Below are 26,777 nucleotides of genomic sequence, written 5' to 3'. Positions count from 1 at the left end.
TTGTATATTAGAACGGAGACGACTATTTGGCGTTTTGTAGTTCTTCTAAGCCACCTGCATTGTGCAGATTCGTAAAGCCTTGCGATTGTAAGTATTGATACGCTTTGCCAGAGCGGTTACCACTGCGACAGTACAACACGATAGCTTGATCTTTATCGACGTCTTGAAAATGTTTATCAAGTTCAGATAAAGGGAAGTTGACGGCATTATCCAAATGCCCTTCAGAAAACTCTTGCGGCGTACGCACATCGACAATCATCGCGCCCTTGTCAATCAATTGCCACCCTTGTTCAGCGCGTTCAGAAGCCGACACGTTGGGAGAGAGGAAGCCAACGCACAACGTTGCAAGAAATAGAGATACGGCCTTTTTCATTGTTTGATTATCCTTTTTAAGAGTACGTAACCACTCTAGATTTGATTGAGCATATTTTCCATCATAAAGAGATGCTAAGTAGTTGTGAATGCGATAATTCGATAGAAAATTTTATTTAATTTAATAAAAAATTTTTATCAAATTCACCTCTTGAACTCTAATTTTTCGACCTTATTATTTTCATCGAAAGCGAGCTGTCGACTCGCAAATCCATCTTGATGTTTATTTTGTCTTTTATTTTTGGTTCCAAGTAGGAGGCACTTAAAAATGAAAATTCGTCCTTTAAATGACAAGCTAATTGTTGAAAGACAAGAGGTGGAAAATAAATCTGAAGGGGGAATCGTTTTAACTTCTCAGTCGGTGAAAAAATCAAACCGCGGGAAAGTCATTGCTGTTGGTTTAGGTAAACGTCTTGAAAATGGCGAACGCGCTGCGATGGAAGTCAAAGTGGGCGACCAAATCATTTTCAATGACGGTTACGGCGTGAAAACCGAGAAAATTGACGGCGCAGAATACTTAATTCTGTCCGAATCTGATGTGTTAGCAATCGTTGAGTAATTATTTTTGTAGTAGTTTTTTGAGGAGATAACCATGGCTGCAAAAGACGTATTATTTGCTAATGACGCACGTCAAAAAATGCTGAAAGGTGTGAACTTACTGGCGGACGCAGTAAAAGTGACACTAGGCCCGAAAGGCCGCAACGTTGTGCTTGATAAATCTTACGGCGCGCCAACCATCACCAAAGATGGCGTGTCTGTAGCGAAAGAAATCGAACTGAAAGATAAGTTCGAAAACATGGGCGCACAAATGGTGAAACAAGTGGCGTCCAAAGCGAATGATGAAGCGGGGGACGGTACAACGACGGCTACCGTACTGGCGCAATCTTTCATCAATGAAGGTCTTAAAGCGGTAGCCTCTGGCATGAACCCAATGGACCTAAAACGTGGTATCGACAAAGCCACTGAAGCGGCGGTTGAGAAACTACGTGAAATGTCTAAGCCATGCAGCGACAAAGAATCCATCACCCAAGTGGGTAGCATTTCTGCAAACAGCGATCGCGCGATCGGTGAAATCATTGCAGAAGCGATGGAAAAAGTGGGTCGCAATGGCGTGATTACGGTTGAAGAAGGCCAAGGTCTAAACAACGAATTGTCTGTGGTTGAAGGTATGCAATTCGACCGCGGTTACTTGTCGCCATACTTCATCACTAACCAAGAAAATGGCAGCGTAGAGCTAGACAACCCTTACATCCTATTGGTGGACAAAAAAGTCAGTAGCATCCGCGAGCTATTGCCTGTATTAGAAGAAGTGGCGAAATCTTCTCGCTCGCTATTGATCATTGCTGAAGACATCGAAGGTGAAGCGCTAGCGACATTGGTTGTGAACAACATGCGCGGCATCGTGCGTGCGACTGCGGTGAAAGCGCCTGGCTTTGGTGACAACCGTAAAGCGATGATGGAAGACATTGCGGTACTAACTGCTGGTACGGTCATCTCTGAAGAAATCGGCCTAGAGCTCGAAAAAGCAACGTTAGAGCAACTAGGTAGTGCGAAGAAAGTGACCATTACCAAAGACACAACAACCATTGTGGGTGGCGCAGCAGAAGCAAGCGCGATTGCTGATCGTGTGGCTTCGATTGAAAAACAAATCGAAACAACCACTTCTCAATACGACAAAGATAAGCTTCAACAACGTGTTGCGAAGCTATCTGGCGGCGTAGCGGTGATCAAGATCGGCGCTGCAACCGAAGTTGAGATGAAAGAGAAGAAAGATCGCGTGGACGATGCACTACACGCTACTCGCGCAGCGGTTGAAGAAGGTATTGTTGCTGGTGGTGGTGTTGCCCTAACTAAGATCGCGAAAGAATTGGCGGATCTAAAAGGCGACAATGATGACCAAAACGTGGGTATCCGAGTTGCGCTACGTGCAATGGAAGAGCCTCTTCGTCAAATCGCAACTAACGCAGGTGACGAAGCTTCTGTTGTGGCGAACGCTGTCAAAGCTGGTGATTCCGATTACGGTTACAACGCTGCAACAGGTGAATACGGCAACATGATCGAAATGGGCATCTTGGACCCTGCGAAAGTAACACGTTCAGCGCTTCAATTCGCAGCGTCTGTTGCTGGCTTGATGATCACCACTGAAGCGATGATCACCAACCACGTTGAAGACAAAGAACTTGATATCTAACGTCATCAACCGTTAGTGATTAAGTAAGCGTTAAAATAACAATAACATTGCAAAACCTAAGCGGGCTCGCTTGAGCCCGCTAATCAGTCATTTGAGGTAAGTGTTATGACCCGTTTACCTGAGTTTTCTTTCTCAATATCTGAGCCGGGCGGTAATGAAGCTTCGTCAACGTGGCCGACTGCTATTCACTTCCCCCTTGTTCCAGCTGGGCCAGAGTTTTCGATCGAAAATGCTCTGCCTAAACGTCCGACGGTGACGATATTCACTATCGATCTGTCTCAGTTATTTAAAGGGGACGCTCGGGTCATCCATTAACTGTATCGAAACAGCCAGCGCACGTTGGCTGTTTTTTCTAATTTAAGGTATTGATAATGAAGATTTTTATTTGATTACAGCCACTTGTTCAATGATCAATTTGAACTGGGGTAATCGGACCGCAAGCGTACTACACTTTTAAGCCCAGCATCGCGCCGAAAATGATTAATCCCGCCCCACATGCTTGATTGAGTCGATGCTTAATCTTCAACAAGAAAGCTTGTAGCTGGGGTGACGTGAATAAAACAGCAACGATAGAAAACCAAATACCATGCAGCGCAATCATATAAATCCCGTAGAACAAGGCGATGTGTTGCTGACTAGAGTCGGGAGAAATCACTTGGCTAAAAATACTCAGAAAAAACAGCATCGTCTTGGGATTGAGTAAATTACACAGAAACCCCTGCATGAAAAATCGCCACATTGAATACTCGCTCTGTTGAACGGTTTCTGAGTTTGATGCAGGTTGCGAGGAGAATATTCCTTTAATCCCAAGGTAGACAAGATAAGCGGCCCCAAGATAGCGCACGAGATTAAACAACCATTCATTTTGTGAAATTAAGTAACTGATCCCCAGCATGGAGTAAGCGATGTGGATGCTTATCGCCATGCTGATACCAATCGCACTGTATACGCCTGCTTTTCGTCCTTGATTTAAGCTATTTCTTAATACCAAAACAAAGTCTGCGCCAGGGCTAATAACAATAAGCACACCTAATAACGCAAGAGTTACAAATTCCATATCGATTTCCTGTTTGAATGATGAAGTCTGGGATGTAGCGGAATTGTAGGCGTCTTTATTACTGACTATAATCGAGAAATATTCCCATATTGGTGAGAAAAACTCACAGATGCGTCACCTGAAATCTTTTTATGTCTTCCACGTTGCGGCGAGTTCTTCAAGCTACACTGAAGCGGCTGACAAACTGAACATTACCCACGGAGCCGTGAGTAAGCAGATCAAGCAACTTGAGCAATATCTGTCTCAACCTTTGTTCTTCAAAGAGGGCAGGAAAGTCGTGTTGACGGCAGAAGGCGAATTACTCAAGACATACACAGAAACGGCATTCCAAACGCTAGAAACAGGCGTGAATACGCTTATGCAAGAGAAGCATCAGCATCTTGAAGTGTCTTGTGAACCGACATTAACCATGCGCTGGTTGATGCCAAGGTTGGCCGCGTTTAATGATGAACACCGTGCTGATGTTCGTTTGTCGACGGCTGGTGGCCCGGTAACATTAGGATCAACTGGGCTTTCGATGGCGATTCGTCGAGACGATTTTGCGCAGCATCACGATTACGACAAAACCATTCTTGTGGAAGAGTGGGTGGGGCCGGTATATTCTCCTGAGTATTGGCAATCCATTAAAGACAATTTGAAAGCAGCTCGATTGTTGAATAGCCAAACCAGACCGAATGCTTGGGCGGATTGGCAGCAATCAACACGTTGTGAAACTTTCAACGGCAACACTCAGCAATCATTCGCGCATTTTTATTTTTGCATACAAGCAGCGGTGGATGGCTTAGGCGTTGCAATGGGATCGTATCCTTTTGTCATGGACGATATTAAGCGTGGTAATTTGGTCGCACCATTTGGGTTTTCTCCATCAAGTTGCAATTACGTTTTATTGAGTCAAGATAAAAAGCGTACAGAACTCGAACATAAATTTATCACGTGGTTACAAACGCAGATGGCAGAGTGTGTGCCACTGTCATCACAGCAGATTACGCAAGGCGAATAGAAGGCATAGAGCGAGATTACGTCAGTCAGTTTTATGGAAAAAGGCTTAGGAAATTGGAAATGGAAAACCTCAATATTGTTGAAATCAAATCATTTGTTCCGGCGAAAGATTACGCGCTATCAAAACGTTTTTATGAGGCGATTGGCTTTGAAATGGCATCGGACTTCGGTGATGTAGCATACTTCTCTCAAGGTAGCTGCGCGTTTCTTTTACAGAATTTTTATGAGCCAGAACACGGCAATAACTTCATGATGCACTTGCTCGTAGAAGACGCAGAAAGCTGGCATCAGCACTTATCCAAAGTGGGTCATGAGGAATTTGGTTCGCGTTTGACAGAGCTGGTCGAGCAACCTTGGGGCATGCGCGAATGTTGTTTGTTTGACCCTAGTGGCGTTTTATGGCGAATTGGCCAGAACATGAATACTGACTAACGCCAGTCTTATTTTCACCGCATCTACGCGCAGGTATTGAGATCTCGATATCTGCGCGTTTTCTTTTTTACTTAGCCTTGCCAACGTTTGTAGCGCACTCACGCCTTTTTCGAGGTGGTGTGCGATGGGCTAACGCCAAAAAACTCCTCAAGCAGCATGGCTTTGAGTTCCGCTCTGACTTCTGCGCCACCGATTAACGCCAAAAGTGCGAGTCCTCCTGGAATAAGGATGACCATTAATATCGGTCTTAAAATATACGAAAAGCAGAAGATGGTCGGGAAGAAAATCAATCCTTGGCCTAGTTTGTTTAATACGTACATGAGCGATTCCTTTTGTTTTTATATAAAATGAGCATGCTCAATTTTATAAATGAGCGCGCTCAATTTGTCAATCTCAACCACGCAAGGTATGATCCTTTCAGGCTCATTAAGCAGACACATCAATGACGAAGCGACAACAAACCAGAGATAAAATTCTAAAAGCCGCATGGGCATCTTTTGCTCAAAATGGCTATGACATGACGACCACAAGGCAGATAGCGAGAGAAGCAGGAGTAGCCGATGGCACAGTGTTTAGCCATTTCCCGACTAAACTGTCGATTTTGCGCGAAGGGATGCTGGCGCAACTGCAACAGATCAGCCAAGAAACGCTAGTCAGTGTGGAAGGTAAAACCGATATCGACATTGGTTTGGCGCTGACGGAGAAATACTATCGCTACTATTTTGCGAACGTTGAGCTGAGCCGAGCTTTGTTGAAAGAAGTGATTTGGGATTTGGATTATTATCAGTCGTTTAACCAAGCTTTGTTTCAATCTGTAAACGGAAGCTCCGTCCTTGAGGGAAAAATACCGCTGATTTTTGACTGCTATTTTATGACGTTAATCTCGCACTTGAGCTGTGCAGAACCGGATGTTGAAGCGGCACTTGAAGAGCTTCATGCTAAGTTTCAGCAAATCATTGCGACTGCATAACATGGCCCCAACGCAGGATCTGAAAGAATATACTGCCTGTCATCTTATTTGCTGGACTCCCATTTTCTCGTTTCAGTTGGTGTCTCACCAAATAGCCGCTTGTAGCTTTGACTGAACTGCCCGAGATGGAAAAAACCAAAGTCAAAAGCGATTTCTGCAATTGTTCGATTATCTTCAGGGCTTTGTAGCACTCTACGTACTTGATTCAAGCGCATTCGATGTATGAACTGCTTTGGGGAAGTATTACAGCAATGTTCAAAGGTGTACTGTAGTGTGCGACGACTGACGTGTACTGCATCACACAGTTCACTGACGGTTATCGGTGTACGGTAGTCTAGATCCTGTAGCTGTTGTTTTATACGGTGCATCACGTGTTGACGATGAGAGATTGATATCGGATGGCTCGTGTGCAGTGAACTGAGTGAGAACAGCTCCAGCACAATATCTTTTAAGATTGCTTGATGTGTGGTTTCAGACCATCTTGGTTCGGCGGAACCAAGTAACATGCCTAAGTAGTATTTAAGTTGTTTAATGTGTTTTTCCGTCAAACCCGTTAAGTGTAATGTGTTGTTTTGGATACTCCCAAGCTCAAGTTGATTTTCTATGATGTGAACGAAGTTTTTGTCGAGCACTATTCCATAGATAGAAAACTGCTCCGGTGTCATTAACTCAAAATCAGCGCCACCTTGCCTAAGCAAAAGCTGGCTTGAATTAAACTGACTGTGATTTAGGTGTAGCGGCTTATTTTCCGCACTCAAACCCAACCAAATACCTCCCTCTTCAACCCTGCATTGCTGTCTTAGCGAGCGGTTACTGTCTTCACGAAATACATGGAAATTGGGAAATCGTCGTTCTCGAATTTGACCTAAAAATCGACCATCGCTGAGTTGGTCGTATTCCTGTTGCCAGTTTATCAGACTCGCAGCTTGTTGGTTTGCATCCTTAGTGTGATGGATGCACAGCATTGGTGCAGTTTGGGGCATTTGGTTACTCATCCTTGTGATGCTCATTCCTTTTTTGTGAGTCATGTTGGAGCAATATTTATATAAATCATTGTTTATTATTGGTTTATAAATGTTGCCAGTTTTTGATAACGCTACGGAACACATTTGGCAATACTTTCTTAAAGCTTATTGATAGTTCAGCAAAAAGCGAACCAAATAGTGAAGAGGAAGAGCAATGACGGCAACTTATCGTCGGCAACAAGGAAGTAAAGTCTATACCTTTAAGTCATTAGCTGACTTGATGGCGAAAGCGACACCGGAGCGCTCAGGCGATGCGTTAGCCGGGGTTTGTGCTCAGTCAGCGGCAGAACGTGTAGTCGCACAAATGGCGCTGTCTGAGTTACCACTTAAAACGTTTCTTAACGAGGCGGTTATTCCATACGAAAGCGACGATATCACTCGCCTAATTATCGATACGCATGACCTTGAAGCCTTTAAGCCGATTGAGCACTTGACGGTTGGAGATTTTCGAAATTGGCTGCTGAGTGAAGAAGCCGATGGTGAAACGTTGGCTAAAATTCGTCAAGGTTTAACACCAGAAATGGTGGCCGCAGTCAGTAAGATTATGCGCAACCAGGATTTGATTCTCGTTGCTAAAAAATGCCAAGTTGTCACGGCTTTTCGGAATACGATAGGTTTGCCGAGTCGCCTGTCTACTCGCTTACAGCCGAATCATCCCACTGATTCTCTCAACGGTATCGCAGCGACCATTTTTGATGGTCTGATGTACGGAAATGGCGATGCGGTTATCGGTATCAATCCGGCAACAGATAATGTACCTCAAGCTATTAAGTTAATGAACTTAATGGATGAGGTGATTCAACACTATCAAATACCGACTCAGTCTTGTGTGTTAACTCATGTCACGAACACGATCGAAGCCATTGAAATGGGTGCACCAGTCGATCTCGTTTTTCAGTCGATAGGCGGCACGCAAGGGACGAATGATACCTTCGGAATCGACTTGTCGATTTTGAAAGAGGCCCATGAAGCCGCGTTGTCTTTGAATCGAGGTAGTGTAGGAAATAATGTGATGTATTTTGAAACCGGACAAGGTACAGCGCTGTCTGCTAATGCATTTCATGGGGTCGATCAGCAGACTTGTGAAGCCCGCGCTTATGCTGTCGCGAAACAGTTCGATCCTTTGTTGGTTAATACTGTCGTTGGGTTTATTGGCCCTGAGTATCTGTTTGATGGCAAACAGATCATTCGTGCTGGGCTTGAAGATCATTTCTGTGGGAAGTTGCTTGGTTTACCTATGGGTTGCGATATCTGTTACACCAATCATGCCTATGCCGATCAGAATGACATGGATAACTTGCTGACACTATTAGGTGTGGCCGAGTGCTCGTTCATCATGGGTATTCCAGGGTCTGATGACATCATGCTCAACTATCAAACTACCTCATTTCACGATGCCCTTTACGCAAGAAAAGTACTCGGTTTGAAGCCAGCACCAGAGTTTGAACATTGGTTAATGGAGATGCAGATTTTCGAGAGCGTGCAAGACGTTCGGTTAAGTGAGCAAATCTCTCGCTCGTTTTCGGGAGCAATTAACCAACTGAATAAGGGTTATTCTCATGGGTAAAGTAATCACCATTGCTCAGTCCCCACAAGATGAGTCTGAAGTTGTCACACACAACCCGTGGGGCAAGTTACGTGACTTCACTTCTGCTCGGATCGCTCTGGGTCGTAGCGGGAACAGTGTACCAACCAACGAGTTACTCTCATTTCAGCTGGATCATGCCCAAGCTATGGATGCAGTGCATTGCAGTTTGAATGTTGACTCTCTCGTTGCTGGTTTATCGGACTCTTACTCGATTCTTGAAAATACCTTAGAACCTCCAGTGGTAGTGAGCAGTCAAGTGAGTGACCGGCTTATGTACCTGCAAAGGCCCGATTTAGGAAGGCTGCTTGATGAATCTTCTTGGCAAACGCTCAACTTGATAGCAAATGAGCATAACACTGACATTGATCTTGCGATTGTTATTGCTGATGGACTTTCTTCCGTCGCAATTCAAAACCATGCCGTGCCTGTGGTTACTCGATTGATTTCTCTTTTAAGCGCTGATGATGAACATCAATGGAAATTCGCACCTATCACAATCGTAAAGCAAGGAAGAGTAGCGGTAGGGGATGATGTTGGTGAATGTTTTAACGCCAAGGCCGTGCTGGTTTTAATTGGAGAGAGGCCCGGGCTAACCTCTCCGGATAGCATGGGGATGTATCTCACTTGGGGGGCTAAACGAGGCTCTAAAGATTCCCAAAGAAACTGCATTTCCAATGTGCGCCCTCAGGGGCTCAACTATGACGATGCCTGTGAACGCGCATTTTACTTGCTCAAGGAAGCTCGAAAATTACAACTGTCAGGAGTGAATCTGAAAGATCGCTCAGATATCAATGAGCCAAGTGGCGCAAGCGTTGAAGATAAACACAGCGACAACTTTTTAATTTCATCAAAGTAGAAGGATTTACTATGTCTAAACATCAGGAGTACTTGGCCAAAAGGCAGCTAAAAAGAGGCACCGCAGGTTGGATTTTACTTGCTGGCTTAGGTGTCTCGTATGTTATATCTGGTGACTTCGCCGGTTGGAACTTTGGCATCGCTCAAGCAGGATGGGGAGGCTTTCTTATTGCTGCTATCGCGATGGCAGTAATGTATTTCACGCTAGTATTGTCTTTAGCTGAAATGTCTGCGGCTATTCCTGCTGCGGGTGGTGGTTACAGCTTCGCAAGACAGGCGATGGGGCCGACAGGCGGCTTTTTCACTGGCTTATCAGTTTTGATTGAATATGCGCTCGCGCCTGCTGCGATAGTGATTTTTATTGGCTCAGCCGTGAATGAATTGGTTGGTATCGATGGCCCTGTTGTTTACGCACTTTTCTACGCCGTCTTTATCGCTATTCATATGGCAGGTGTTGGCGAAGCTCTCAAAGTGATGATGGTCATCAGCGGTTTGGCTGTGCTAGCTATTCTCATTACTGCTGCTGTGCTTATTGGTCACTTTGATGTTAATAACTTATTCGATATTGCTCCGGCGACGGCTCAGGCAACAGAAATCTTGCCGTTTGGGTGGTATGGCGTATGGGCTGCGTTGCCATTTGCAATGTGGTTGTTTCTTGCGGTTGAAGGTGTGCCTTTAGCGGCAGAGGAGGCAAAAAATCCGGCAAAAGATGTTCCCAAAGGCATCATTGGTGCGATGCTGTTTTTATTGCTAACCGCAACTCTCGTAGTCGTCCTTTTGGCTGGTGCGGTTGGCTCAAAGGTCATAGGCGATAGCGCGGTGCCATTAGTTGACGCCCTAAAGCTTACGGGCAATTCAACGGTAGCAATGGCCGTGAACTTACTCGGGTTAGCTGGTCTTATCGCTTCTTTCTTTTCTATCATTTATGGTTACAGCCGCTTGGTGTTTGCGCTTTCCCGCGCGGGTTATTTACCGCAAACTTTGTCATTAACCAGTGACAAAAAAGTGCCTTCTCGTGCGCTGTTGGTTCCGGGCGTTTTTGGGTTCTTGGTTTCACTTACGGGTGAGGGGGACTTAATCTTGGCGATGGCTGTTGTCGGTGCGACTGTATCGTACGCATTAATGTCCTTGAGCCATATTTTATTGCGAATTAAACAGCCTGAATTAACTCGTCCATATAAAACGCCTGGTGGGATAATTACTTCGAGTATTTCTCTGGTGCTTTCTTTGATCGCAATGACAGGTGTTTATGCTTTTGATCCCTCGGCCTTTTTCATTACAATGGGATTGTTTCTTATCGGTGGTGTTTATTATGGGTTATACAGCCGCAACAAATTGGTGGCAGCAACCGCCGAGGAAGAATTTGCCATGCTGTCTGTAGCAGAGCTAGAGCTTGAATCAGATGTCGTACGATAGTCACTCTGATTCTTGTTATTCAGCATATTAAGGGAGCCATAGGCTCCCTTTGTCATTTCTATCAAAAGTGCATAGCGCACAAATGCATCACTTTAACTTTATAAGTGGTTAATCATGTGAAAGTCTAGTCTGGATAACGATGGCGCAGATCCATCACAGGTAAAGGTTAAGTTTTCAAGGAAAGGTCATGATAAATAAGGTATTTAATACACTTTTGGGAACAGAGTTACCGATTATTCAAGCGCCAATGGCCGGTGTGCAAGACAGCCAAATGACCATAGCCGTCAGTAATGTTGGCGGGCTTGGCTCGTTACCTTGTGGAATGCTGAACAAAGACGCCATCGTAAAAGAACTTCAACTTATCAAGCAGGCAACTAACCGACCGTTTAACCTCAATTTCTTTTGCCATGAAATGCCGGAGTATGACGCCAACAAGCACGAAAAGTGGCAAAAAACGCTGCAACCGTATTTTTCCGAGGTTGATGCAACCGTTCAGGCTCAGCCAAACGCTCCGACAAGGATGCCTTTCAATCATGATATTGCTGACGCGATTGAACCATTTGCACCGCCAGTGATCAGTTTCCACTTTGGTTTGCCAGACGATGATCTGTTAGCTCGAATTAGAGGGTGGGGAGGGAAGATCCTTTCGTCAGCGACCACGGTGGACGAAGCACTTTGGCTAGAAGCAAAAGGCGTTGACGGTATTATCGCCCAAGGCTTGGAGGCTGGTGGACACCGAGGTATGTTTTTATCGGATGATTTAACTACTCAATTAAGTTTGATGGCGTTATTACCACAAATCGCCAAACGGGTGAATTTGCCTGTTATTGCTGCAGGCGGAATCGCTGATAGAAGTGGGGTGGAAGCCGCGTTGAGATTAGGAGCGAGTGCCGTTCAAGTTGGCAGCGCCTATTTGTTGTGTGATGAGGCGAAAACATCGTCTTTACATCGATATGCCATTGCCAGTGAACGCGCGCAACATACCGCTGTGACCAATGTTTTCTCGGGCCGACCAGCGAGAGGCATTGTGAATCGCGCGATGTCGGAGCTAGGCTACATCAGTGAGTTTGCGCCGAAATTCCCATACGCCTCCATTGAAATGGCTCAACTAAGAGCGCTTATGGAAAAGCAAAACCGAGATGAATTCACACCGTTGTGGTGCGGACAAAACTCGTCGGGTTGTAAGGAAATATCGGCGGCAGAAATGACATTGTCATTAGTGGAAGGCATCGATTTAAACTGATATGCATCTTCCCTTTTAAAGCGATGCTGACTGAATGGTTACGAGTTATCCCTGTATTTATGTAGTAAATCTAATGGGATGTGGCAGTAATCATTCGGAAAGTTTGTGAGTCTGTCTTGGTGCTCATCATCACTTGGCACATAATTTGTGAGTGGCAGTACTTCTACGGCGATCTTGTCGGCGTCCGGTCGTGCTGCGATAAACGCTTTCGCGATGGTGAGATGCTGTTCGTTTTGGCTATAAACACCAGTACGGTACTTCTCACCTACGTCTTCACCTTGCTTGTTAACGCTGTAAGGGTCGATTATCTCAAACAAATACCCCATTAAAGTTTCAACCGAAACTTGCTCAGCATCGAACTGGGTTTTCACGCACTCTGCGTAGCCATCGTATTCGGATTGAGTGTTATCCGTTGTGCCATTTGCTCGCCCTGCTTCTGTGTTGATTACGCCCGGAAGGTGGCGCATAAATTCTTGCACGCCCCAAAGGCAACCGCCTGCGAAGTAAATTTCTTCCATTACTTTTATCCTAGTCTTTACCGTTGTTGGTATGTAGGGATCTAACCCCTCTTCTTCCATCACATTTTCGTTGCCCTATTATCTGTTGATGGGAGCGATATTCGCAAGGTACAGCTTGGCTAATCAGACCACGTGTTTTTTCCTTTTTACTTTCAAGTTCTTTTCATATGAAACATCAGGTGAGTATACTGTAAGCTCATCAATAAGGAGCGAATCTGTGAACCCAAGACAAAATGAAATCCTGCAATTAGTGAACGACCGTAAACGCGTTCAAGTCACAGAGCTTTCTGACATCATTGGCGTGTCGGGTGTGACCATCAGACAGGATTTGAACTTTCTGGAGCAACAGGGCTACCTAAAGCGCGTTCACGGCGCAGCTACCGCGTTGCAAAGTGATGACATTGATGCCCGCCTAGAAGTACGTTTCGATATTAAACAATCGCTCGCAAACCAAGCTGCGGATTTGGTCGCACCGAATGAGACAGTGCTGATTGAAGGAGGCAGTGCCAATGCGTTGTTGGCTCGGACTTTGGCTGAGCGCGGCGATGTGACCATCATTACGCCATCGGCGTATATCGCCCATCTCATCCGTAACACTTCTGCCAACATTATCTTGCTTGGTGGCGTATATCAGCACCAAGGCGAGAGTTTGGTCGGACCGCTGACTAAGTTGTGTATTGAGAACATTCATTTCAGCACAGCCTTCTTGGGTATTGACGGCTTCCATCAAGACACTGGCTTTACTAGCCGCGACATGATGCGCGCTGAGATTGCAGAAACCATCATTGCGAAAAAAAGGCGCAATATTGTTCTAACGGATTCTAGTAAATTTGGGCAGATTTATCCCTCATCAATTGGTAAAACTGACGAAATATCAGTGCTGCTGACTGACAAAGCCGCTCCGAAAAGCGACCTTGAACAAATCAAAAAGCGAGGTGTGGAAGTCATATTAGGCTAATTAAGCCACGCTTCGTTTTCGCTTCGCGAGCATTGCTGTTGGGGAGAAACCGGTGACTAGCATAGTGCCGCTAAGCACTAGAATTGTTCCTATGATGGTGTTAGAGCCGACGGGCTCATCTAGCACCAAGTAGCCCCATAAGATACCAAAAACAGGAACAAGAAAAGTGACAGTTAGCGCTGATGCTGGGCCGATATCAGAAACTAAGCGGAAATAGAGCAAATAAGCGAACCCTGTGCATACAACGCCGAGCGTGACAACAGAGCTCCATTCGAAATGACTTGGTTCTGCACGCATTGGTAAGAATGGTAGCAGCGGCAGTACCCAAATAACCGCCGCCCACATGCTGCCGTGAGCATTGTCAAAAGCAGGTACTTGTGGCGCATTTTTAGTGTAGTTGGTAGCAATGCCATAGCTGAAAGAAGCCATCAAACTGGCGGCAATAGGGAGCATGGCTTCTTCACCTATGGTTGAAGTATCTAAGCCGACCAAGACTGCAACGCCTCCAATGCCTATTAGCATACCGAGAACAGATTTCGCTGTGAGTGGGCTGCGGTACCAAACAAAGCCAACTAGTGCTCCCCATATTGGGGCGGTTGAGTTCAATATTGCTAAAGTTGATGCATTCAGTGTCTGGGCTGCGTACGCAAAGAGTAAAAATGGAACTGCGCTATTGAATAAGCCAATAATAAAGAAGTGTTTAGTATGCGCAGTTAACGTGAGTTTCTTCTTCAAATATACGGCGATCAATAACAAAGCGACGGCGGCAAATGTAACTCGAAATTCGATTAAGTAAGCCGGCCCGAATGTGTTGGCGGCGACTCGCATAAACAGAAACGAGCCACCCCAAATAGCAGCGAGGCAGAGTAAGCGAAAAAAACTGACGGCAGTCATTTGACATCCTTGGTCGAGGTCTAGCGCCTCATCGATTAATTGTTGCGCTAACAGTGAATTAAACCAAGGATGAGGTCAACCAGAAATGTAATGCCAGTTCCGGATCTGGCTAGCTTGGGCTCACGTTGATAGTGTGTTGTTGATTTGTGATGACTTAATGGCTCTCTGACCATACTGCGAATTCATTTCCACTCGGTTCAGTGAAGTGGAATCGACAGCCGCCGGGGAATTCGAAAATAGGGCGGATAATTTTTCCACCATGCTGCTCTACTTTTGTCTGAGTGGCCTGAATGTCTGAGCTATAAAATACTAAAAGTGCGCCACCATTTGCGGTTTGGTTTATAAACTCAGATTTGAAGAATCCGCCATCCAACCCTTGTCCTGAAAATGCAGAATATTCTGGGCCATAATCGGTAAAGCTCCAGTCAAAAGCACGCTCAAAAAATTGTTTGGTCGCACTGACATTAGTGGAACCAAATTCAACGTAATTCAATTTTTCATGTTGATGCATGGTGAAATCCTTCTCGGTTACTATCGTTTCTAGGCGAACTTTTCTACGATGATGTCGTCCGCTTTTTCGACAAATAATGCGCCATTATCTCTGAGCTCTGTCAGCACATTCTCTACATTATCAGGCAGCACCGCACGAGTTGAAGCAAGATTAACTACCACATTGTAGCCAAGTTCCAGCGCTTGCATGACGGATTTTTTCACGCAAAAGTCTAAGGCAAGGCCACCTATAACTAAGGTATCAATCCCGTTGAACTTTAGAAATTCATGCGCGCCTGTCGTTTTGGTGTCGGCAATATCATGGAAAAAAATACCGTAAGGGTGTGCGTCAGGATCCATACCTTTATTAACTTGAAAATCATAGTCCAACACGGGTGGTAAGCCATCTAGCAGCTCAGAACCTGTTGTGCCAAGCACACAGTGACGGTTCCACTTTATATCCACATTCGGTAAACCAACGGGCTCAAGCATATTGGCTGGCGATTCTGCATCCCATTTTGCTTTCGGTGGGTGCAAGTCACGACTGACCAGCTTTAATCGGCCTTTGGCATGATTGTTCAAAAGCTCCGGTACGATTTCCAACGCACCTGCAACGGGCAGTTCATTTGGACATAACTCACTAAAGCCTTTCTCTGGATCAACGTCGATCACTGCTGTAGTTTGATAGTTTACTCGAACAGTCATGGCAGACTCCTTGTCTGTCTGATTGTCTGCGTTTATCCACGCAAACAGTTTTGAAAAAAGGTTACTTCGTCGCTAGTCAGCGTATATACCATTGCGGGTTTTCCACCTTTACCTTTGTTGGTAGAAGCGACTTTATTAGTGGGTTTTAGTACGCCTGAATCTATCAAGCGGCGCTTAATCGTCATTCGGCTGATATCAATACCAAACTCTTGATAAGCAGAAATGATGTCCGCAACCAAAAACTCTTTGTCTAATGCAAACAAAAGAACCGATGTGTATTCAATGGATGCACGAAGCTTTTGCCACGCTTTTTCAATGGTTTTTTGATGATCAAATGCGAGGGTTTCTTCTCCATTGAGAATAGCCTGTAGCGAAAACCATTTAAGTTGGCATTCCGGTACACCTGCATTATTTATTTGCTCTACATTGTTACGATCGACTAAGGCGTAGTGCGTAATGTTTAAGCTCCAGTCTTCTGGATCGCGCTTTGGATCACCGTCGATAAACGCTTCGCTAAAATGGCGAGGGTAGGTATGGATTTTCTCACGGCAAATTCGGCGACGCGCCGCTTCAAAGTTTTCATCGGCCGGGCGTCCGCCTTCACTGGTTAAGTCTTTATCAAAGACAAATCCGCCCGGTAGTGCCCAGACTCCATGGTATGGCCGATTTGGATTTGAACGTTTAATCAACAACACTTCCAATCCCTTATCGGCACAGCCAGATAGCCTGAATGGAATAATGTCGACAGATACGATCATGGTTGGGTCCTAATATTGATTTGTAAGTAATCTAGCGCATAACAAGTGGTCAATCAATGGGTAAGTAACGAGTTGTTAGAAACGTTTTCGGTAGTGTTCTTAATACGGTTTGAGCATAAATTTACGGATGACTCTGACTTATTCACAATACTTGCTCGAATTCTAGACAAAAAAACCTTATAAAAATGAGTGGTTAGTAACAAAAGTTGACAAACTATAGATGGGTGTTTATTGTTTACGCAAATTAGTTAGTAACAAAAAGTTATATACCCAGGAAGGGCATGTAGAAGGGCACCTAATGACCACCAAACTATTTTCTTCCCGCATCATTCAAAGCGCTTTGGATTTCGATGTCTACAAAGTCAATATGATGAGCGCTGTAACAGCGCTTTACCCTGATGCGATGGTGTCATATAAGTTTATCGTGCGCAGTGAGGAAGACCTCTCTGAGCTTTTGCCCGAGGTAAAAGCCGAAGTCCTTAAACTGCAAGATATTCAATTTACGCAAGAAGAAATTGAATATATTAAGCGTGTCGCGCCTTACCTGAATCCTGACTTTGTTGATGCACTGCGCCATTTCCGTTTCAACCCACAAAGTGATGTCTCTTTCCATAATAAAGCCATGGCTGATGGCTCAAGCCAGTTAAGAATTACCATTAACGGTTTGTGGCGAGATACCATCTTGTACGAAACGATCATCATGAGCATCGTGTCTGAAGTTCGTAGCCGTCAGCGTTGGTCAGATATCCCTGTTGCGCAATTTACCACTGTTTTAGAAGAGAAAGTTCGACACCTAAAGTCGGAACTAAAACGTCGTAACATTACTAACTTTAAATTTTCTGACATGTCGACGCGTCGACGTTTTTCCTTTCAAGCTCAGCGCACTATGCTGGAATATTTGTGCCAGGAAGTGCCGGAATGTTTGACAGGAACAAGCAACTATCACTTAGCAAAAGAGCTGAATTTGACGCCTATCGGCACCGTTGCTCATGAATGGTTTATGGGACACCAAGCTCTGGTGAATGTGCGAGATTCGCAAAAAGTGGCGTTGCAACGTTGGCAAAAAATGTTTGATGGTGCACTAGGTATTGCGTTAACCGATACGATTGGTATCGATGCTTTCCTTAAAGACTTTGATGAAGAACTAAGTAACGCGTACTTCGGTGTACGTCACGATAGTGGTTGCCCTTATAGCTGGGGTGAAAAAATGATTGCACACTACCAGTCGCTGAATATAGACCCATTAACAAAAACACTGGTGTTTACCGACGGACTTAACTTCGAACAAGCGTTAGATATTTGCGAGTATTTCCAAGGACGTATTCAGGTGAGTTTTGGTATCGGTACTTTTCTTGCCAATGATATGGGTGATTATGTCAATAAAGATGGTGAAGCCTACCAGCCACTTTCTATCGTGATAAAAATGGTCACGTGCAATGGTTCACCGGTCGCCAAAATTAGTGACGAACCTGAGAAAGCCATGTGTGAAGATATCTTCTTTTTGATGAATCTCAAGCGCCGCTTTGAACAACCTCTTGATTTAAATGAGTGTCGTAAAATGATCGATCGTTTAGAAACTGAAGGTCAAAATTATCTCATCGACGCGTAGGCGTTATCCTCTCTCCATGATAAGCACCCTCTATCGTTACGACAAATTTATATAGGTAAACGTGGAGGGTGATTTCGTTATAGTAATATACAGAAGTAACCAGATACAGCGCAGGAAAGCACTCAAAAGTTGATGTGTTATCTGCCTTTGATTGGTGTAAATCGATACGTTACAGCATCGTGGACGGTGTATCTCATCCGACACTAAACTTAGTCTAATCACGTAGTTTATTCCCACGTACCATGAGCTCACTCGGGTATAGACGTCTATCTGCTTTTATGACTTTGGGCTTCACGTAGTTGCTTGAATCAGGAGTCAAAATGAACCTAGTAGTACATTTGCAAAAGAAAGCGATCCGAAAATATGGCTATGAGATGGCCACTCGCCAAGCATGGAAGTGTGGTATCAAGGCAAATCTTGTAAAGCGCGTGATTGGCCTTTTTAAAGGACAAATTGTTTGTGTGGTTGAAGGTTGCCGAGCAGAGTTTTCTTCTCCTCTTAATAACCCTCTTCACGAAGATGACAAGCAGGGGCGATATGTGTTTGTTGGCGGTGTATGCTGGGAACCAAATAACATTATAGCGCCTGGTTTCCCTGATTTTATGTTTATGCACGTGCGTAATCTAAGCCACCGTCATAAGTATTTAACGGATGACGAACTATTTTTGAGCTTGGCTTAAAAATAAATCTCATAGACTAGTCCAGCCCAATCATAATCAGTAGTGATACAGTTTTAGCTCTGTTGACATTCTGCTGAGTGTTTCTTGACGTACCTCTTATAAAACAGTGTTTCTTTACTTGTTAATAACAGAGGGTTTGTTTTCGTCTGATGTGATTTCCCTTTTGCGATTTACCATAACGCTCATCAAAGCAAACCATACTGGGATGTAAATCATGAATATGAAATCTATCGCAATTGCAACGGCAGTTGTTGCTGTACTAGCAGGCTGTAAAGACAAAACGCCACCAGCTCCAACTCAAGCAAACATTACTTTGGTTGAAGCGGTGACTGAAACGGTGAAAAAGCCGCACCAAGTATGTAAAGACGTGGTAGTAACCGAGCAAGTTGCCCCTGCGGATGACAATAAAATTATTGGTACGGTTGGTGGCGCAGCAGCTGGAGCAGCGCTGGGCAACCAAATCGGTGGTGGCTCAGGTAAAGTGATTGCAACTGCAGCTGGTACGATTGCTGGTGCACTGACAGGTCGTAAGATCCAGGAGAATGTGCAAAAAGGTGATGTAGTAACAACGACGAAAAAACAGTGTCATACAGAATATACGACATCTGATAAAGTAGTGGGTTACGACGTCACTTACGAAGTTTCAGGTGCACCAACGACGGTTCGTTTGGCGAGCAAGCCAGCGACAAAAACGTTCCCAATTCAAGATGGTAACGTTGTTCTACCACAATAGTTAGCGACTTAACCGAAGCGATTAACAAGCCCTTTTATCTTTGAGATGAAAGGGCTTTTTCACATAAGCGGCGTTTTCATCTGTTTTCCTATTGGAATGTGCGGCCAGAAATACCCGTTAATTTCCGCGTTCGATACAATCACTTTTCTTAAAGTACGAACGGAAAAAACATGGAAGATTTTTACCTGACCGAGCACGGTCTGGCTGGTTATTTCGAAGCGCAATGGTTCGACAAGTTCATTGAGGATCAACAGATTGAGATGATAAGCAGTCGCTCAAAACAAGTCCCACTTTCTTTTTTGTCATCACCTCACTGCTCTCAAGTTGCTGATTTTATTGCGCAGGCGGTAATCGAAAGCAGCGTTCAGCCGTATTCCCTACTTGAGGTTGGGGCGGCGCTGGGAAGAAATTATTATGAGTTAGTGCAACGCTTACCTAACCTTAAAGAAGCGACGCTTGTGGAGCCTTCAAATAGGTTAATGGATGGCTTGAAGCAACTATTAATAGAAGAACAACGCGTCGAGCTTACTTACCTTCACGATGTGAACACCTTAAACACTTTAGAGGTAGAGAATAGAGATATCGTACAGAAATGTGCTCATGTTGATTTGACGCTAATTAACCAGCCTTTTGAGCTCGATACTCTCCAATCTCGCTTTGATTTAGTCGTATGTTTAAATGTGATTGATCAATGTGAGTCGCCACTTAGCGTGATCAATGCTCTAAAAAAAACCACCAAGGTGGGTGGGCTGATCGTTGTCTCTTGCACTTATCAGTGGAACGCGAAACACATCAAAAATAAAGAAGAGGCGGTTGATGATATCAAAGAATACTTTGCTGAAGGCTGGCGTCTAGTGTCGGAAGCCGAGCATGAATATCGCATCCGGTTTAATGATCGCTTTGCAAGGCAGTTTTTATCTCACGTAGTCGCTTACGTAAAAACCGATTAGAGCCACATAAAAAAACCGAGCACTTACGGCTCGGTTTTTTAGTCTTTGGGTTAGAGCACAACTTTAAGTAACGTGCGCTTCTTGTTGCTCTTGCAACTTTTTCTTTCGACGCTCTCGTTTAGAAAGCCAAACGAGAGGCACAACAATCATAATGGTTCCTATTGCCATAAATATATCAGGCACTTCTCCAAACCAAATCAATCCCACAAACACGGCACCAATTAAGCCACTGTATTCAGCGCTGGCAATTTTGTTGCTATCGATCGAGCGGTAAGCGATGACACATGTTGCTGCATAAATCATGATGAACAAACTTGAGCCAGCAGCAACAGGGAAAGCACTCCAGTCCCAAGGTTCTGCTTCGATCAGAACAAGCAAGAAGGCTACTGGAATACCTGCCAAGTTTGTCATCAATAATGTTTGCATCACAGACTGATTTTTTGGCAGTTTTCGAATGAGCAAGTTATTGATTGCTAAAGTAATTGCAACAACTAAAGCTGAAATTGCTGCCCAATCGATTTGGTCTGGACGAATGATGACTAACACACCGGCAAAGCCCATTATCGCTGCGGCGACCGATTGCTTAGACAACTGTTCTCCAAAAAAGATTGCTGCAAGTGGCAACATGATCAATGGCGCGGCGTAAAAGATCGCATTCGCAGTTGCGAGCGGTAAAGATGAGATCGCCAAAACCATGAATATTGCACCAAGTAACCATACGTGAGCGCGAACAGCATGCCACTTAAACCCTTCAAGAAAAGGCGCATTTTTTGTTAGCAAGTAGACTGGCAGCAGGAAAAGCACCGCTGAAATTTGTCGGAAAAAGACAAATTGAAAAATAGGCACTTCATTTCCGACACTTTTAATTAAAGAGTCCGAAAGCACCGCAATGAGATTTCCAACAATTAATAGCAGCATCGCTGCTCCGACCGATGTAACTTTCACTTTTTCCTCTCCTCTGTCTTTGCCAAAGAGTAGGTGATGTCATAGGATGAAGTGAAGTGATATTTATTAGTTTAAGTATGAGATTTTTAGATAATGAAATTGCCACCACTCAGAGCGGTTCACTGTTTTGAATCTGTTGCCAGAAACTCTAGCTTTTCGCTTGCTGCTGAAGAACTCAATGTGACGCAAAGTGCCGTTAGTCACCAGATACGACTATTAGAAGATTATTTGGGTGAATCATTATTTATCCGTCAAGGCAGAAAGCTCTCTTTGTCCGATACGGGCACCCGCTATTTAGAGGATATTAGCCCAGCAATTAGCTCAATTGCGATGGCCAGCCAAAAGGTGCGAGAAGGGGACAAAGGCAGCATACGGTTGGCGATTTATAGCTCGCTTGCCGTAAAGTGGCTTATTCCGCGTTTGTCTGATTTTAAGCGCTTACATCCAGAAATCGATCTGACACTCAATATGGTCGTTGGTGATCCTGAACAGACAGACAGCGTTGGCGATTGTTTTATCACGGTAGAAAAGCCAAAGCGAAACTACATGTCGGTAAAGTTATACGCGGAGACGCTGTATCCGGTCTGCAGCCATAAAATTTGGAAAGAGTTGCAAGATCAACCGATTCCAGAAGCGCTTTGGCGATACCCTATTTTGTCGACAGACTCAATTTATCGTGAGAGAGGAAAAGACTGGGCTGAGTGGTGTATAGCGGGCGGTTACACCTTGCCGAAAGATGTCGATGTTCAACATTTTAGTCATATGTTGTTGGCAATTGAGGCGGCGCGTTATGACCAAGGCATCGCATTTGCGAATGATTTTATGCTTAATGAAAGAGATAAAGCGCACGATTTGGTGTATATCCCTTCTCATGGATTGGAAACCGGCGACAGCTTCTATTTTATTCATAAAAAGAGTCGAGCCAAGCAAGCGGAAATCATCAAGCTCACTAACTGGTTGAAGCAGCAATGCTTGTGAAATGACTAAATTGTCAAAATTAAGAAAGAAAGTGGCAAAGTTGTGTCTAAATATTTCATGTTTTATTGAGTTTTTATTCATTAACATCCACTTGGTTTTGAAACCAAGTGAAATGGATAGCATGGCATGCTTAAGGATGGGCAAAACACAACCTCAATAATTAACAGGCAGTGAAATACAATGTTTAAAAAAACATGGCTAATGACAGCCCTTCTAGCAACATGTTCTGTTGCAAACGCAGCTCCTTACGTTGGTGCATCTGTAGGTCAAGCATCGTTTGGTGATGTTAATGGCTCTATCAATGGTGGTGGTACTAACGCTAGCACTAAACTTAAACTTGAAGATGACTCAAGCCTTTCAGGCAAAGTATTCGGTGGTTACAAATTCAACGAATACATTTCTCTAGAAGCAGCCATTGGTGGTTACGATGCTTTAGACGGCAAAGTTGTTACTGTTGGTGATATGAAGTATCTATCGATTCAGCCAAAAGCGACTCTACCGATTGGCGATCGTTTCAACCTTTTTGCTAAAGCTGGTCTTTCTTACTTCAATGCTGAATTCAAAATTAGCAACTCTGTGATTGACGGTAGCGCAGGCCATACCACCATTTCTGACAGCACTGTAACAGGCATGTACGGTTTAGGCGCAGAGTTCGCTATTACTGAAAACTTTGCTCTACAAGTTGAATGGGAATACATGATGCCTGAGCTAGACATTGCGAAATTTGGCAATGAAAAAGTAACGGTTGATGCAGACATCAATGTATTCTCTGTAGGTATGAGCTACCGTTTCTAAGAATACTTATTCAAGTTACCTCTTGGCTTAGTAAACGTTTGTGACTTCTGTTGGTCGAGCTGAGTCCAAGATTTGAATTTGTTTAGATATAGCACAGGAAGTTTAGTTGCTAAGCGTCCTGTGCTATTTTTTTGCTTTGGAATAACTCTTAGGAATCTTTGTGAACGATGTCAATCTTAGGTATCTGGATCTACTGTTAAAGCACTTTGAACCTCACCAGTATCACCTTGTTACGCTTTCTGAGCTAGAAGCGGTGGTTTGCACGTCGAGGCGCAATGTTTCTATTGTGATGAAAAAGCTTGCCACTTACGATTGGGTCGATTGGCAACCTGCGATTGGCCGAAGTAACGCTAGCCGTCTCAGTATTAATATTTCCCTCCAACAAGCGATGACCGAGTTTTTGGTTGAGGAGCTTGGCAGAGGAAGAATGAACTCAATAACGAAACTTATTGATTGGTTCGGTCAAACCGCGGTTAGAGCACTAACTATCGCATCTGAAAAAGTGAATCGATTGAATGAATCAAATAACGCTATTTTGATTTCTTCTTACCCTTGGGTATCCAAAATCGACCCTGCGAATACTTACCGTCACACTGAATTACACGTCGCGAAAAGCGTTTATGACGTATTGCTGACCCAAAATTCCAATGGTGGTATCGAGCCATCGTTAGCACACGAATGGAAAATGGAAGGCAAGGTAATGACGTTATGGTTGCGGCCAGGCATATATCGCCATGATGGCGAGCCCCTTAACATACAGGATGTGGTTTGGAGTATAGAAAGACTTAGGGAGATAAAAGGACCAGTTCACGAGCTCTGGCAATGCATTGATAGCGTGGTTGCAGAAACATCTAACTGCTTAAAAATCATATTGAAGTATCCGAACAAGTTGTTTCCATACATGCTAGCAACTCCTCATGCGTCTATTCTGTGTCGAGATGTCGTCTCTTTCGGTTCTAGTTATTCCTACCACATAGGGACTGGGCCATTTAAAATCAGCGGCTGGAACCAGGAGAGTATGACTCTTGAAGCGCACAAAGAGTATTTTTCAGCACGCGCATTGTTAGATCAAATAACGCTGTCTCATGGTGATGTTAAAACCTTAAATATGTTGAGCTTTAACCAAAGCTCCGATCACGTTGAAGTGGAAAAAATTAGCGCATTTTCATATCTGACCTACCGCGAACGCGTGGAATCCCAACTCACAAAAGAGACTTGGTATCAACTCGCTGATTACATCCATGTGCAAAAGCAAATTTATGATGCGCCAAGTGCCGTTGACAGCATTCAGTTAGAGACTCACGAGCAAGATTTATCAATAACAGATGGTGTTGTGATACCTAAACTGAAAGGTAAAGTGGTATTAGCTGAACCTGTCTGGACGATTCCGAGTTTAATTCGTCATTCCGAATGGTTGCACAGTGTGATTCGTGCAACGGGATTAGAGTTAGAGATCATTGTTATTGATGACATTAGTTTTCCTGAGGTAGTGTCTCACCAAGCAGATTTGCTCTTCATTGAGGAAGTCATGGAAGCACCATTTGAATATGGCATCTTCGAATGGCTGTCGATAGCAACTGGACTGCGTTTTAGTTTTGATCAAAGCCAGATGTTAAGCCATAGAGAAAAGGTTCGCAGGGCGATGGCAGATGATCACTCGCTACAGTCTTTATTAAACCTAGAGAAAGCGCTGCGCGATCAGTACCTATATTTGCCTTTGTTTGTTGGCTACGAAGAAGTGACAAAAACACAGCAAGTGCGAGGTGTGCAGGTGAAGAATACAGGCTATAGCGATTTACATAGGTTATGGATTGCTCATTCACACTAACGTCGGTGTTCAAGATTATGCAAATGTCCAACGCATAAAGCCATCGAAATGATGGCTTTATAAGGGCGTATCGGATTAGAAGTTGTACGACACACTTGCGCCAACAACCCATTGGTTTGCGCTATCAACGATAGAAGAGTCGCTGATACCGCTGCCTAGGCGCGTGTATTGTGTCATTTGGCTTACTTGCCAGTTGTCGTTGATTGGCATAACAAGTTTGTAGCCCACACCATAGCTTACCGTTGAATCACCTTTGTATGCTTTGCGGTTTGCGTTTGCTTCGCGTTGTTTTACACCAAAGTAATAATCTACGTAGTCTTCACTTTGATAAGTTAGGTTAGCAAAAGGAACAAAATCAACACTACCGAATTTCATGATGTGGAAGTAAGTCGCGCCCGCTAAGTAACCTTTGTAAGCACCACTGATATCGTGCTGAAGGTACGTAGAAATGACGTTGTTTTGATCCAGTGTAAAGTCTGCGTTTAAACCTAGATCGACGGCGAAACGGCGTTTATCTGTGCCTTTTAGGCTTTTCGCTGTATCACCGTCGCGCATTACACCGCTACCTACAAGGTAGGCACTCATGTTGATTAACTCATTGGTGTTACCGAAGAAGCGGTAGTTAATGCCACTTAGGTCGGCATTAAAGTCGTCACCATGGTAACCACCGTTGAGAATTGGTGCTGTATTATGCTTTTGATCTTTGAAAAGATCGCTGCCTTGAGCCACACCAGCTTCTACGTTCCAACCGCCTTCGTTGTTGTAGATGTTACCGTTACGAATGTAAGTATCGCCAGCGAAAGCTGAGCCAGCAGCTGTCAAAGTAAGTAGTGCAATTAATGTTTTTTTCATCATTTTTCCGAGTTGTTCTGTTTTGTTTTGAACACTGTACAAAATGATGTTGTAAGCATCTATCGGCAAAGCGTATGGAAATGTAATGAACAATCAGGGTAAGAAGCAGAATGTTGCTTCAGAATAGAAAGGTTGCTGGAATAGCTTTCGTTAAAATAACGAAAAATCCGAGCTGGGGTGGCTCGGATTTGAGGTATTTATCAGGTATTGATACTAACTTCTTACTGTTTCGTTAAGTTGTATAGTGGTGCTAGGTCACCCGTTACTTTTTCGCCATTCATGTCTAGCTTCATAAGTACGTTTTCACCAACAAAGTATTGGTTTGGTGCATCTTCATTTGTCAACGTTACGATGCTGCCATTTGCGTCCCAAGTGAATTGACCTTCAGATTTTGATTGACCGTCTTCTTTGTCTTGGTAGCTTTCTTCAAGTACGTAAGTGCCATCTTGATTTAGTGTGATGGTCATATCGATACCAGCACAATCCGCGCAAGGTAGTGTTCCTTTGTAGGTGCCGTTCCAGTCCAGAGCACTTTGTGCGTTGTGTTCAGAGTCTACAAATGTCTCTTCAGTAATTACTTGTTCTTCTTCTACTGGTAACGTGTCAATTGTCTCAGTCGTAACGTCTGCACTGGTGGTGACTTCAGTTTCCGTTGCTTGAGGTACTTCAACTGCGCTTGTTTCGGCAGGTTTCTCATCTTGACAGCCTGCAAGAATGATTACCGCGCCTGTTAGTGCCAACATTGTCTTTTTCATTTTATCCCTCTTTAAATCAAGATTTTGTATGAGAGTAATAGTAGACATTTATCGAGGATTTGCGTCATCAAAAAGCAATAGAATGATCTAACTATGTCAATAAAACCGGATATGAGCATGAAATTGTCAGGAAAATCAGAACAATGTAAATGTTGCTTTGGGTATCAAGCTTGAGCCCACAG

At 44.1% G+C, this 26,777-nt stretch carries 30 protein-coding genes; 18 read left to right on the top strand and 12 right to left on the bottom strand.

Annotation, left to right across the window (positions count from 1 at the left end):
* Window positions 1–22 precede the first annotated feature (22 nt).
* Window positions 23–373 (bottom strand): rhodanese-like domain-containing protein, encoded by a 351-nt coding sequence (locus R7P64_RS09100; protein ID WP_064376174.1) that lies wholly within the window; start codon window positions 371–373, stop codon window positions 23–25.
* Window positions 374–640: 267 nt separating this feature from the next.
* Between R7P64_RS09100 and R7P64_RS09095 the strand changes: the two genes are divergently transcribed.
* The 3 genes from R7P64_RS09095 (at window position 641) to R7P64_RS09085 (ending at window position 2,878) form a co-directional block, all read left to right on the top strand.
* On the top strand, window positions 641–931 hold the full coding sequence (locus R7P64_RS09095) for a co-chaperone GroES (protein WP_005373989.1): 291 nt from the start codon (window positions 641–643) through the stop codon (window positions 929–931).
* 33 nt (window positions 932–964) lie between these two features.
* Window positions 965–2,563, top strand: a complete 1,599-nt coding sequence (gene groL, locus R7P64_RS09090; RefSeq protein WP_053304624.1) for a chaperonin GroEL — start codon at window positions 965–967, stop codon at window positions 2,561–2,563.
* 105 nt (window positions 2,564–2,668) lie between these two features.
* Window positions 2,669–2,878, top strand: a complete 210-nt coding sequence (locus tag R7P64_RS09085; protein ID WP_115386481.1) for a hypothetical protein — start codon at window positions 2,669–2,671, stop codon at window positions 2,876–2,878.
* A gap of 130 nt (window positions 2,879–3,008) precedes the next feature.
* Here the strand turns inward: R7P64_RS09085 and R7P64_RS09080 are convergent, their stop codons facing one another.
* The gene (locus tag R7P64_RS09080; protein WP_005388704.1) at window positions 3,009–3,620 is read right to left on the bottom strand and encodes a LysE family translocator; all 612 of its coding nucleotides are present in this window, start codon (window positions 3,618–3,620) and stop codon (window positions 3,009–3,011) included.
* Window positions 3,621–3,729: 109 nt separating this feature from the next.
* Here R7P64_RS09080 and R7P64_RS09075 point away from each other — a divergent pair, with 109 nt between their 5' ends.
* The gene (locus R7P64_RS09075; RefSeq protein WP_262656169.1) at window positions 3,730–4,620 is read left to right on the top strand and encodes a LysR family transcriptional regulator; all 891 of its coding nucleotides are present in this window, start codon (window positions 3,730–3,732) and stop codon (window positions 4,618–4,620) included.
* Between the two features lie 59 nt (window positions 4,621–4,679).
* On the top strand, window positions 4,680–5,051 hold the full coding sequence (locus R7P64_RS09070; RefSeq protein ID WP_005373979.1) for a VOC family protein: 372 nt from the start codon (window positions 4,680–4,682) through the stop codon (window positions 5,049–5,051).
* Window positions 5,052–5,149: 98 nt separating this feature from the next.
* On the opposite strand, the gene R7P64_RS09065 is transcribed toward R7P64_RS09070, so the two are convergent.
* The gene (locus R7P64_RS09065) at window positions 5,150–5,371 is read right to left on the bottom strand and encodes a hypothetical protein (protein ID WP_017635120.1); all 222 of its coding nucleotides are present in this window, start codon (window positions 5,369–5,371) and stop codon (window positions 5,150–5,152) included.
* Between the two features lie 122 nt (window positions 5,372–5,493).
* Between R7P64_RS09065 and R7P64_RS09060 the strand changes: the two genes are divergently transcribed.
* Window positions 5,494–6,021, top strand: coding sequence for a TetR/AcrR family transcriptional regulator (locus tag R7P64_RS09060; RefSeq protein WP_170890217.1), 528 nt, complete (start codon window positions 5,494–5,496; stop codon window positions 6,019–6,021).
* Window positions 6,022–6,065: 44 nt separating this feature from the next.
* Here the strand turns inward: R7P64_RS09060 and R7P64_RS09055 are convergent, their stop codons facing one another.
* The gene (locus R7P64_RS09055) at window positions 6,066–7,016 is read right to left on the bottom strand and encodes a helix-turn-helix domain-containing protein (protein ID WP_318123407.1); all 951 of its coding nucleotides are present in this window, start codon (window positions 7,014–7,016) and stop codon (window positions 6,066–6,068) included.
* A gap of 184 nt (window positions 7,017–7,200) precedes the next feature.
* Between R7P64_RS09055 and R7P64_RS09050 the strand changes: the two genes are divergently transcribed.
* The 4 genes from R7P64_RS09050 (at window position 7,201) to R7P64_RS09035 (ending at window position 12,148) form a co-directional block, all read left to right on the top strand.
* Window positions 7,201–8,613, top strand: a complete 1,413-nt coding sequence (locus R7P64_RS09050; RefSeq protein WP_318123405.1) for an ethanolamine ammonia-lyase subunit EutB — start codon at window positions 7,201–7,203, stop codon at window positions 8,611–8,613.
* Window positions 8,606–9,490, top strand: a complete 885-nt coding sequence (gene eutC, locus R7P64_RS09045) for an ethanolamine ammonia-lyase subunit EutC (RefSeq protein WP_053307170.1) — start codon at window positions 8,606–8,608, stop codon at window positions 9,488–9,490. The genes R7P64_RS09050 and eutC overlap by 8 nt, the downstream gene beginning before the upstream one ends.
* An 11-nt stretch (window positions 9,491–9,501) precedes the next feature.
* The gene (eat, locus tag R7P64_RS09040; RefSeq protein ID WP_318123403.1) at window positions 9,502–10,905 is read left to right on the top strand and encodes an ethanolamine permease; all 1,404 of its coding nucleotides are present in this window, start codon (window positions 9,502–9,504) and stop codon (window positions 10,903–10,905) included.
* 187 nt (window positions 10,906–11,092) lie between these two features.
* A complete protein-coding gene (locus R7P64_RS09035) occupies window positions 11,093–12,148 on the top strand; it encodes an NAD(P)H-dependent flavin oxidoreductase (RefSeq protein ID WP_042523324.1) in 1,056 nt (351 codons plus the stop codon).
* A gap of 38 nt (window positions 12,149–12,186) precedes the next feature.
* On the opposite strand, the gene R7P64_RS09030 is transcribed toward R7P64_RS09035, so the two are convergent.
* Window positions 12,187–12,666 (bottom strand): peptide-methionine (S)-S-oxide reductase, encoded by a 480-nt coding sequence (locus tag R7P64_RS09030; protein ID WP_005388723.1) that lies wholly within the window; start codon window positions 12,664–12,666, stop codon window positions 12,187–12,189.
* 217 nt (window positions 12,667–12,883) lie between these two features.
* On the opposite strand from R7P64_RS09030, the gene R7P64_RS09025 reads away from it, so the two are divergent.
* Window positions 12,884–13,624: a DNA-binding transcriptional regulator YciT gene (locus R7P64_RS09025; protein WP_017635127.1), complete on the top strand. Its 741-nt coding sequence runs from the start codon at window positions 12,884–12,886 to the stop codon at window positions 13,622–13,624.
* Here the strand turns inward: R7P64_RS09025 and R7P64_RS09020 are convergent, their stop codons facing one another.
* The 4 genes from R7P64_RS09020 to R7P64_RS09005 all read right to left on the bottom strand — a co-directional run bounded on the left by R7P64_RS09020 (window position 13,625) and on the right by R7P64_RS09005 (window position 16,470).
* Window positions 13,625–14,518 (bottom strand): DMT family transporter, encoded by an 894-nt coding sequence (locus R7P64_RS09020; RefSeq protein ID WP_005373960.1) that lies wholly within the window; start codon window positions 14,516–14,518, stop codon window positions 13,625–13,627.
* A gap of 154 nt (window positions 14,519–14,672) precedes the next feature.
* The gene (locus R7P64_RS09015; RefSeq protein ID WP_042523322.1) at window positions 14,673–15,029 is read right to left on the bottom strand and encodes a VOC family protein; all 357 of its coding nucleotides are present in this window, start codon (window positions 15,027–15,029) and stop codon (window positions 14,673–14,675) included.
* A gap of 29 nt (window positions 15,030–15,058) precedes the next feature.
* A complete protein-coding gene (locus R7P64_RS09010) occupies window positions 15,059–15,712 on the bottom strand; it encodes an isochorismatase family protein (RefSeq protein ID WP_033906301.1) in 654 nt (217 codons plus the stop codon).
* 32 nt (window positions 15,713–15,744) lie between these two features.
* Entirely contained in the window at window positions 15,745–16,470 is a 726-nt protein-coding gene (locus tag R7P64_RS09005) for an NUDIX domain-containing protein (RefSeq protein WP_005373953.1), read from the bottom strand.
* A gap of 298 nt (window positions 16,471–16,768) precedes the next feature.
* Here R7P64_RS09005 and pncB point away from each other — a divergent pair, with 298 nt between their 5' ends.
* From pncB to R7P64_RS08985, 4 genes are all read left to right on the top strand, one after another.
* On the top strand, window positions 16,769–18,079 hold the full coding sequence (gene pncB, locus R7P64_RS09000; RefSeq protein ID WP_258457526.1) for a nicotinate phosphoribosyltransferase: 1,311 nt from the start codon (window positions 16,769–16,771) through the stop codon (window positions 18,077–18,079).
* Window positions 18,080–18,399: 320 nt separating this feature from the next.
* Window positions 18,400–18,759 (top strand): hypothetical protein, encoded by a 360-nt coding sequence (locus R7P64_RS08995; protein WP_005373947.1) that lies wholly within the window; start codon window positions 18,400–18,402, stop codon window positions 18,757–18,759.
* A gap of 214 nt (window positions 18,760–18,973) precedes the next feature.
* Window positions 18,974–19,492: a glycine zipper 2TM domain-containing protein gene (locus tag R7P64_RS08990; protein ID WP_005373945.1), complete on the top strand. Its 519-nt coding sequence runs from the start codon at window positions 18,974–18,976 to the stop codon at window positions 19,490–19,492.
* Window positions 19,493–19,662: 170 nt separating this feature from the next.
* On the top strand, window positions 19,663–20,442 hold the full coding sequence (locus R7P64_RS08985; protein WP_318118868.1) for a methyltransferase domain-containing protein: 780 nt from the start codon (window positions 19,663–19,665) through the stop codon (window positions 20,440–20,442).
* 63 nt (window positions 20,443–20,505) lie between these two features.
* Here R7P64_RS08985 and R7P64_RS08980 read toward each other — a convergent pair whose 3' ends face one another.
* On the bottom strand, window positions 20,506–21,387 hold the full coding sequence (locus tag R7P64_RS08980) for a DMT family transporter (protein ID WP_005373940.1): 882 nt from the start codon (window positions 21,385–21,387) through the stop codon (window positions 20,506–20,508).
* 93 nt (window positions 21,388–21,480) lie between these two features.
* Between R7P64_RS08980 and R7P64_RS08975 the strand changes: the two genes are divergently transcribed.
* From R7P64_RS08975 to R7P64_RS08965, 3 genes are all read left to right on the top strand, one after another.
* Entirely contained in the window at window positions 21,481–22,365 is an 885-nt protein-coding gene (locus tag R7P64_RS08975) for a LysR family transcriptional regulator (protein ID WP_213866887.1), read from the top strand.
* 180 nt (window positions 22,366–22,545) lie between these two features.
* A complete protein-coding gene (locus tag R7P64_RS08970) occupies window positions 22,546–23,160 on the top strand; it encodes an outer membrane beta-barrel protein (RefSeq protein WP_005373936.1) in 615 nt (204 codons plus the stop codon).
* A 160-nt stretch (window positions 23,161–23,320) separates the two neighbouring features.
* Window positions 23,321–24,988 (top strand): ABC transporter substrate-binding protein, encoded by a 1,668-nt coding sequence (locus R7P64_RS08965; RefSeq protein ID WP_225491676.1) that lies wholly within the window; start codon window positions 23,321–23,323, stop codon window positions 24,986–24,988.
* Window positions 24,989–25,063: 75 nt separating this feature from the next.
* On the opposite strand, the gene ompV is transcribed toward R7P64_RS08965, so the two are convergent.
* Window positions 25,064–25,840: an outer membrane protein OmpV gene (gene ompV / locus R7P64_RS08960; RefSeq protein ID WP_017635134.1), complete on the bottom strand. Its 777-nt coding sequence runs from the start codon at window positions 25,838–25,840 to the stop codon at window positions 25,064–25,066.
* A gap of 221 nt (window positions 25,841–26,061) precedes the next feature.
* Window positions 26,062–26,595, bottom strand: coding sequence for a copper resistance protein NlpE (locus R7P64_RS08955; RefSeq protein ID WP_005373930.1), 534 nt, complete (start codon window positions 26,593–26,595; stop codon window positions 26,062–26,064).
* Window positions 26,596–26,777 lie beyond the last annotated feature (182 nt).

The organism is Vibrio sp. 2304, assembly GCF_033339475.1.
Lineage (GTDB): Bacteria > Pseudomonadota > Gammaproteobacteria > Enterobacterales > Vibrionaceae > Vibrio > Vibrio alginolyticus.
Note: the sequence above shows the minus strand (reverse complement) of the source record. Positions and strands in the feature narration are given on the sequence as shown.

Bases quoted from the DNA above. Each gene is read 5' to 3' on its own strand.
- R7P64_RS09100 (WP_064376174.1), bottom strand. From the start codon at position 373: ATGAAAAAGGCCGTATCTCTATTTCTTGCAACGTTGTGCGTTGGCTTC.
- R7P64_RS09095 (WP_005373989.1), top strand. From the start codon at position 641: ATGAAAATTCGTCCTTTAAATGACAAGCTAATTGTTGAAAGACAAGAG.
- groL (WP_053304624.1), top strand. From the start codon at position 965: ATGGCTGCAAAAGACGTATTATTTGCTAATGACGCACGTCAAAAAATG.
- R7P64_RS09085 (WP_115386481.1), top strand. From the start codon at position 2,669: ATGACCCGTTTACCTGAGTTTTCTTTCTCAATATCTGAGCCGGGCGGT.
- R7P64_RS09080 (WP_005388704.1), bottom strand. From the start codon at position 3,620: ATGGAATTTGTAACTCTTGCGTTATTAGGTGTGCTTATTGTTATTAGC.
- R7P64_RS09075 (WP_262656169.1), top strand. From the start codon at position 3,730: ATGCGTCACCTGAAATCTTTTTATGTCTTCCACGTTGCGGCGAGTTCT.
- R7P64_RS09070 (WP_005373979.1), top strand. From the start codon at position 4,680: ATGGAAAACCTCAATATTGTTGAAATCAAATCATTTGTTCCGGCGAAA.
- R7P64_RS09065 (WP_017635120.1), bottom strand. From the start codon at position 5,371: ATGTACGTATTAAACAAACTAGGCCAAGGATTGATTTTCTTCCCGACC.
- R7P64_RS09060 (WP_170890217.1), top strand. From the start codon at position 5,494: ATGACGAAGCGACAACAAACCAGAGATAAAATTCTAAAAGCCGCATGG.
- R7P64_RS09055 (WP_318123407.1), bottom strand. From the start codon at position 7,016: ATGAGTAACCAAATGCCCCAAACTGCACCAATGCTGTGCATCCATCAC.
- R7P64_RS09050 (WP_318123405.1), top strand. From the start codon at position 7,201: ATGACGGCAACTTATCGTCGGCAACAAGGAAGTAAAGTCTATACCTTT.
- eutC (WP_053307170.1), top strand. From the start codon at position 8,606: ATGGGTAAAGTAATCACCATTGCTCAGTCCCCACAAGATGAGTCTGAA.
- eat (WP_318123403.1), top strand. From the start codon at position 9,502: ATGTCTAAACATCAGGAGTACTTGGCCAAAAGGCAGCTAAAAAGAGGC.
- R7P64_RS09035 (WP_042523324.1), top strand. From the start codon at position 11,093: ATGATAAATAAGGTATTTAATACACTTTTGGGAACAGAGTTACCGATT.
- R7P64_RS09030 (WP_005388723.1), bottom strand. From the start codon at position 12,666: ATGGAAGAAATTTACTTCGCAGGCGGTTGCCTTTGGGGCGTGCAAGAA.
- R7P64_RS09020 (WP_005373960.1), bottom strand. From the start codon at position 14,518: ATGACTGCCGTCAGTTTTTTTCGCTTACTCTGCCTCGCTGCTATTTGG.
- R7P64_RS09015 (WP_042523322.1), bottom strand. From the start codon at position 15,029: ATGCATCAACATGAAAAATTGAATTACGTTGAATTTGGTTCCACTAAT.
- R7P64_RS09010 (WP_033906301.1), bottom strand. From the start codon at position 15,712: ATGACTGTTCGAGTAAACTATCAAACTACAGCAGTGATCGACGTTGAT.
- R7P64_RS09005 (WP_005373953.1), bottom strand. From the start codon at position 16,470: ATGATCGTATCTGTCGACATTATTCCATTCAGGCTATCTGGCTGTGCC.
- pncB (WP_258457526.1), top strand. From the start codon at position 16,769: ATGACCACCAAACTATTTTCTTCCCGCATCATTCAAAGCGCTTTGGAT.
- R7P64_RS08995 (WP_005373947.1), top strand. From the start codon at position 18,400: ATGAACCTAGTAGTACATTTGCAAAAGAAAGCGATCCGAAAATATGGC.
- R7P64_RS08990 (WP_005373945.1), top strand. From the start codon at position 18,974: ATGAATATGAAATCTATCGCAATTGCAACGGCAGTTGTTGCTGTACTA.
- R7P64_RS08985 (WP_318118868.1), top strand. From the start codon at position 19,663: ATGGAAGATTTTTACCTGACCGAGCACGGTCTGGCTGGTTATTTCGAA.
- R7P64_RS08975 (WP_213866887.1), top strand. From the start codon at position 21,481: ATGAAATTGCCACCACTCAGAGCGGTTCACTGTTTTGAATCTGTTGCC.
- R7P64_RS08970 (WP_005373936.1), top strand. From the start codon at position 22,546: ATGTTTAAAAAAACATGGCTAATGACAGCCCTTCTAGCAACATGTTCT.
- ompV (WP_017635134.1), bottom strand. From the start codon at position 25,840: ATGAAAAAAACATTAATTGCACTACTTACTTTGACAGCTGCTGGCTCA.
- R7P64_RS08955 (WP_005373930.1), bottom strand. From the start codon at position 26,595: ATGAAAAAGACAATGTTGGCACTAACAGGCGCGGTAATCATTCTTGCA.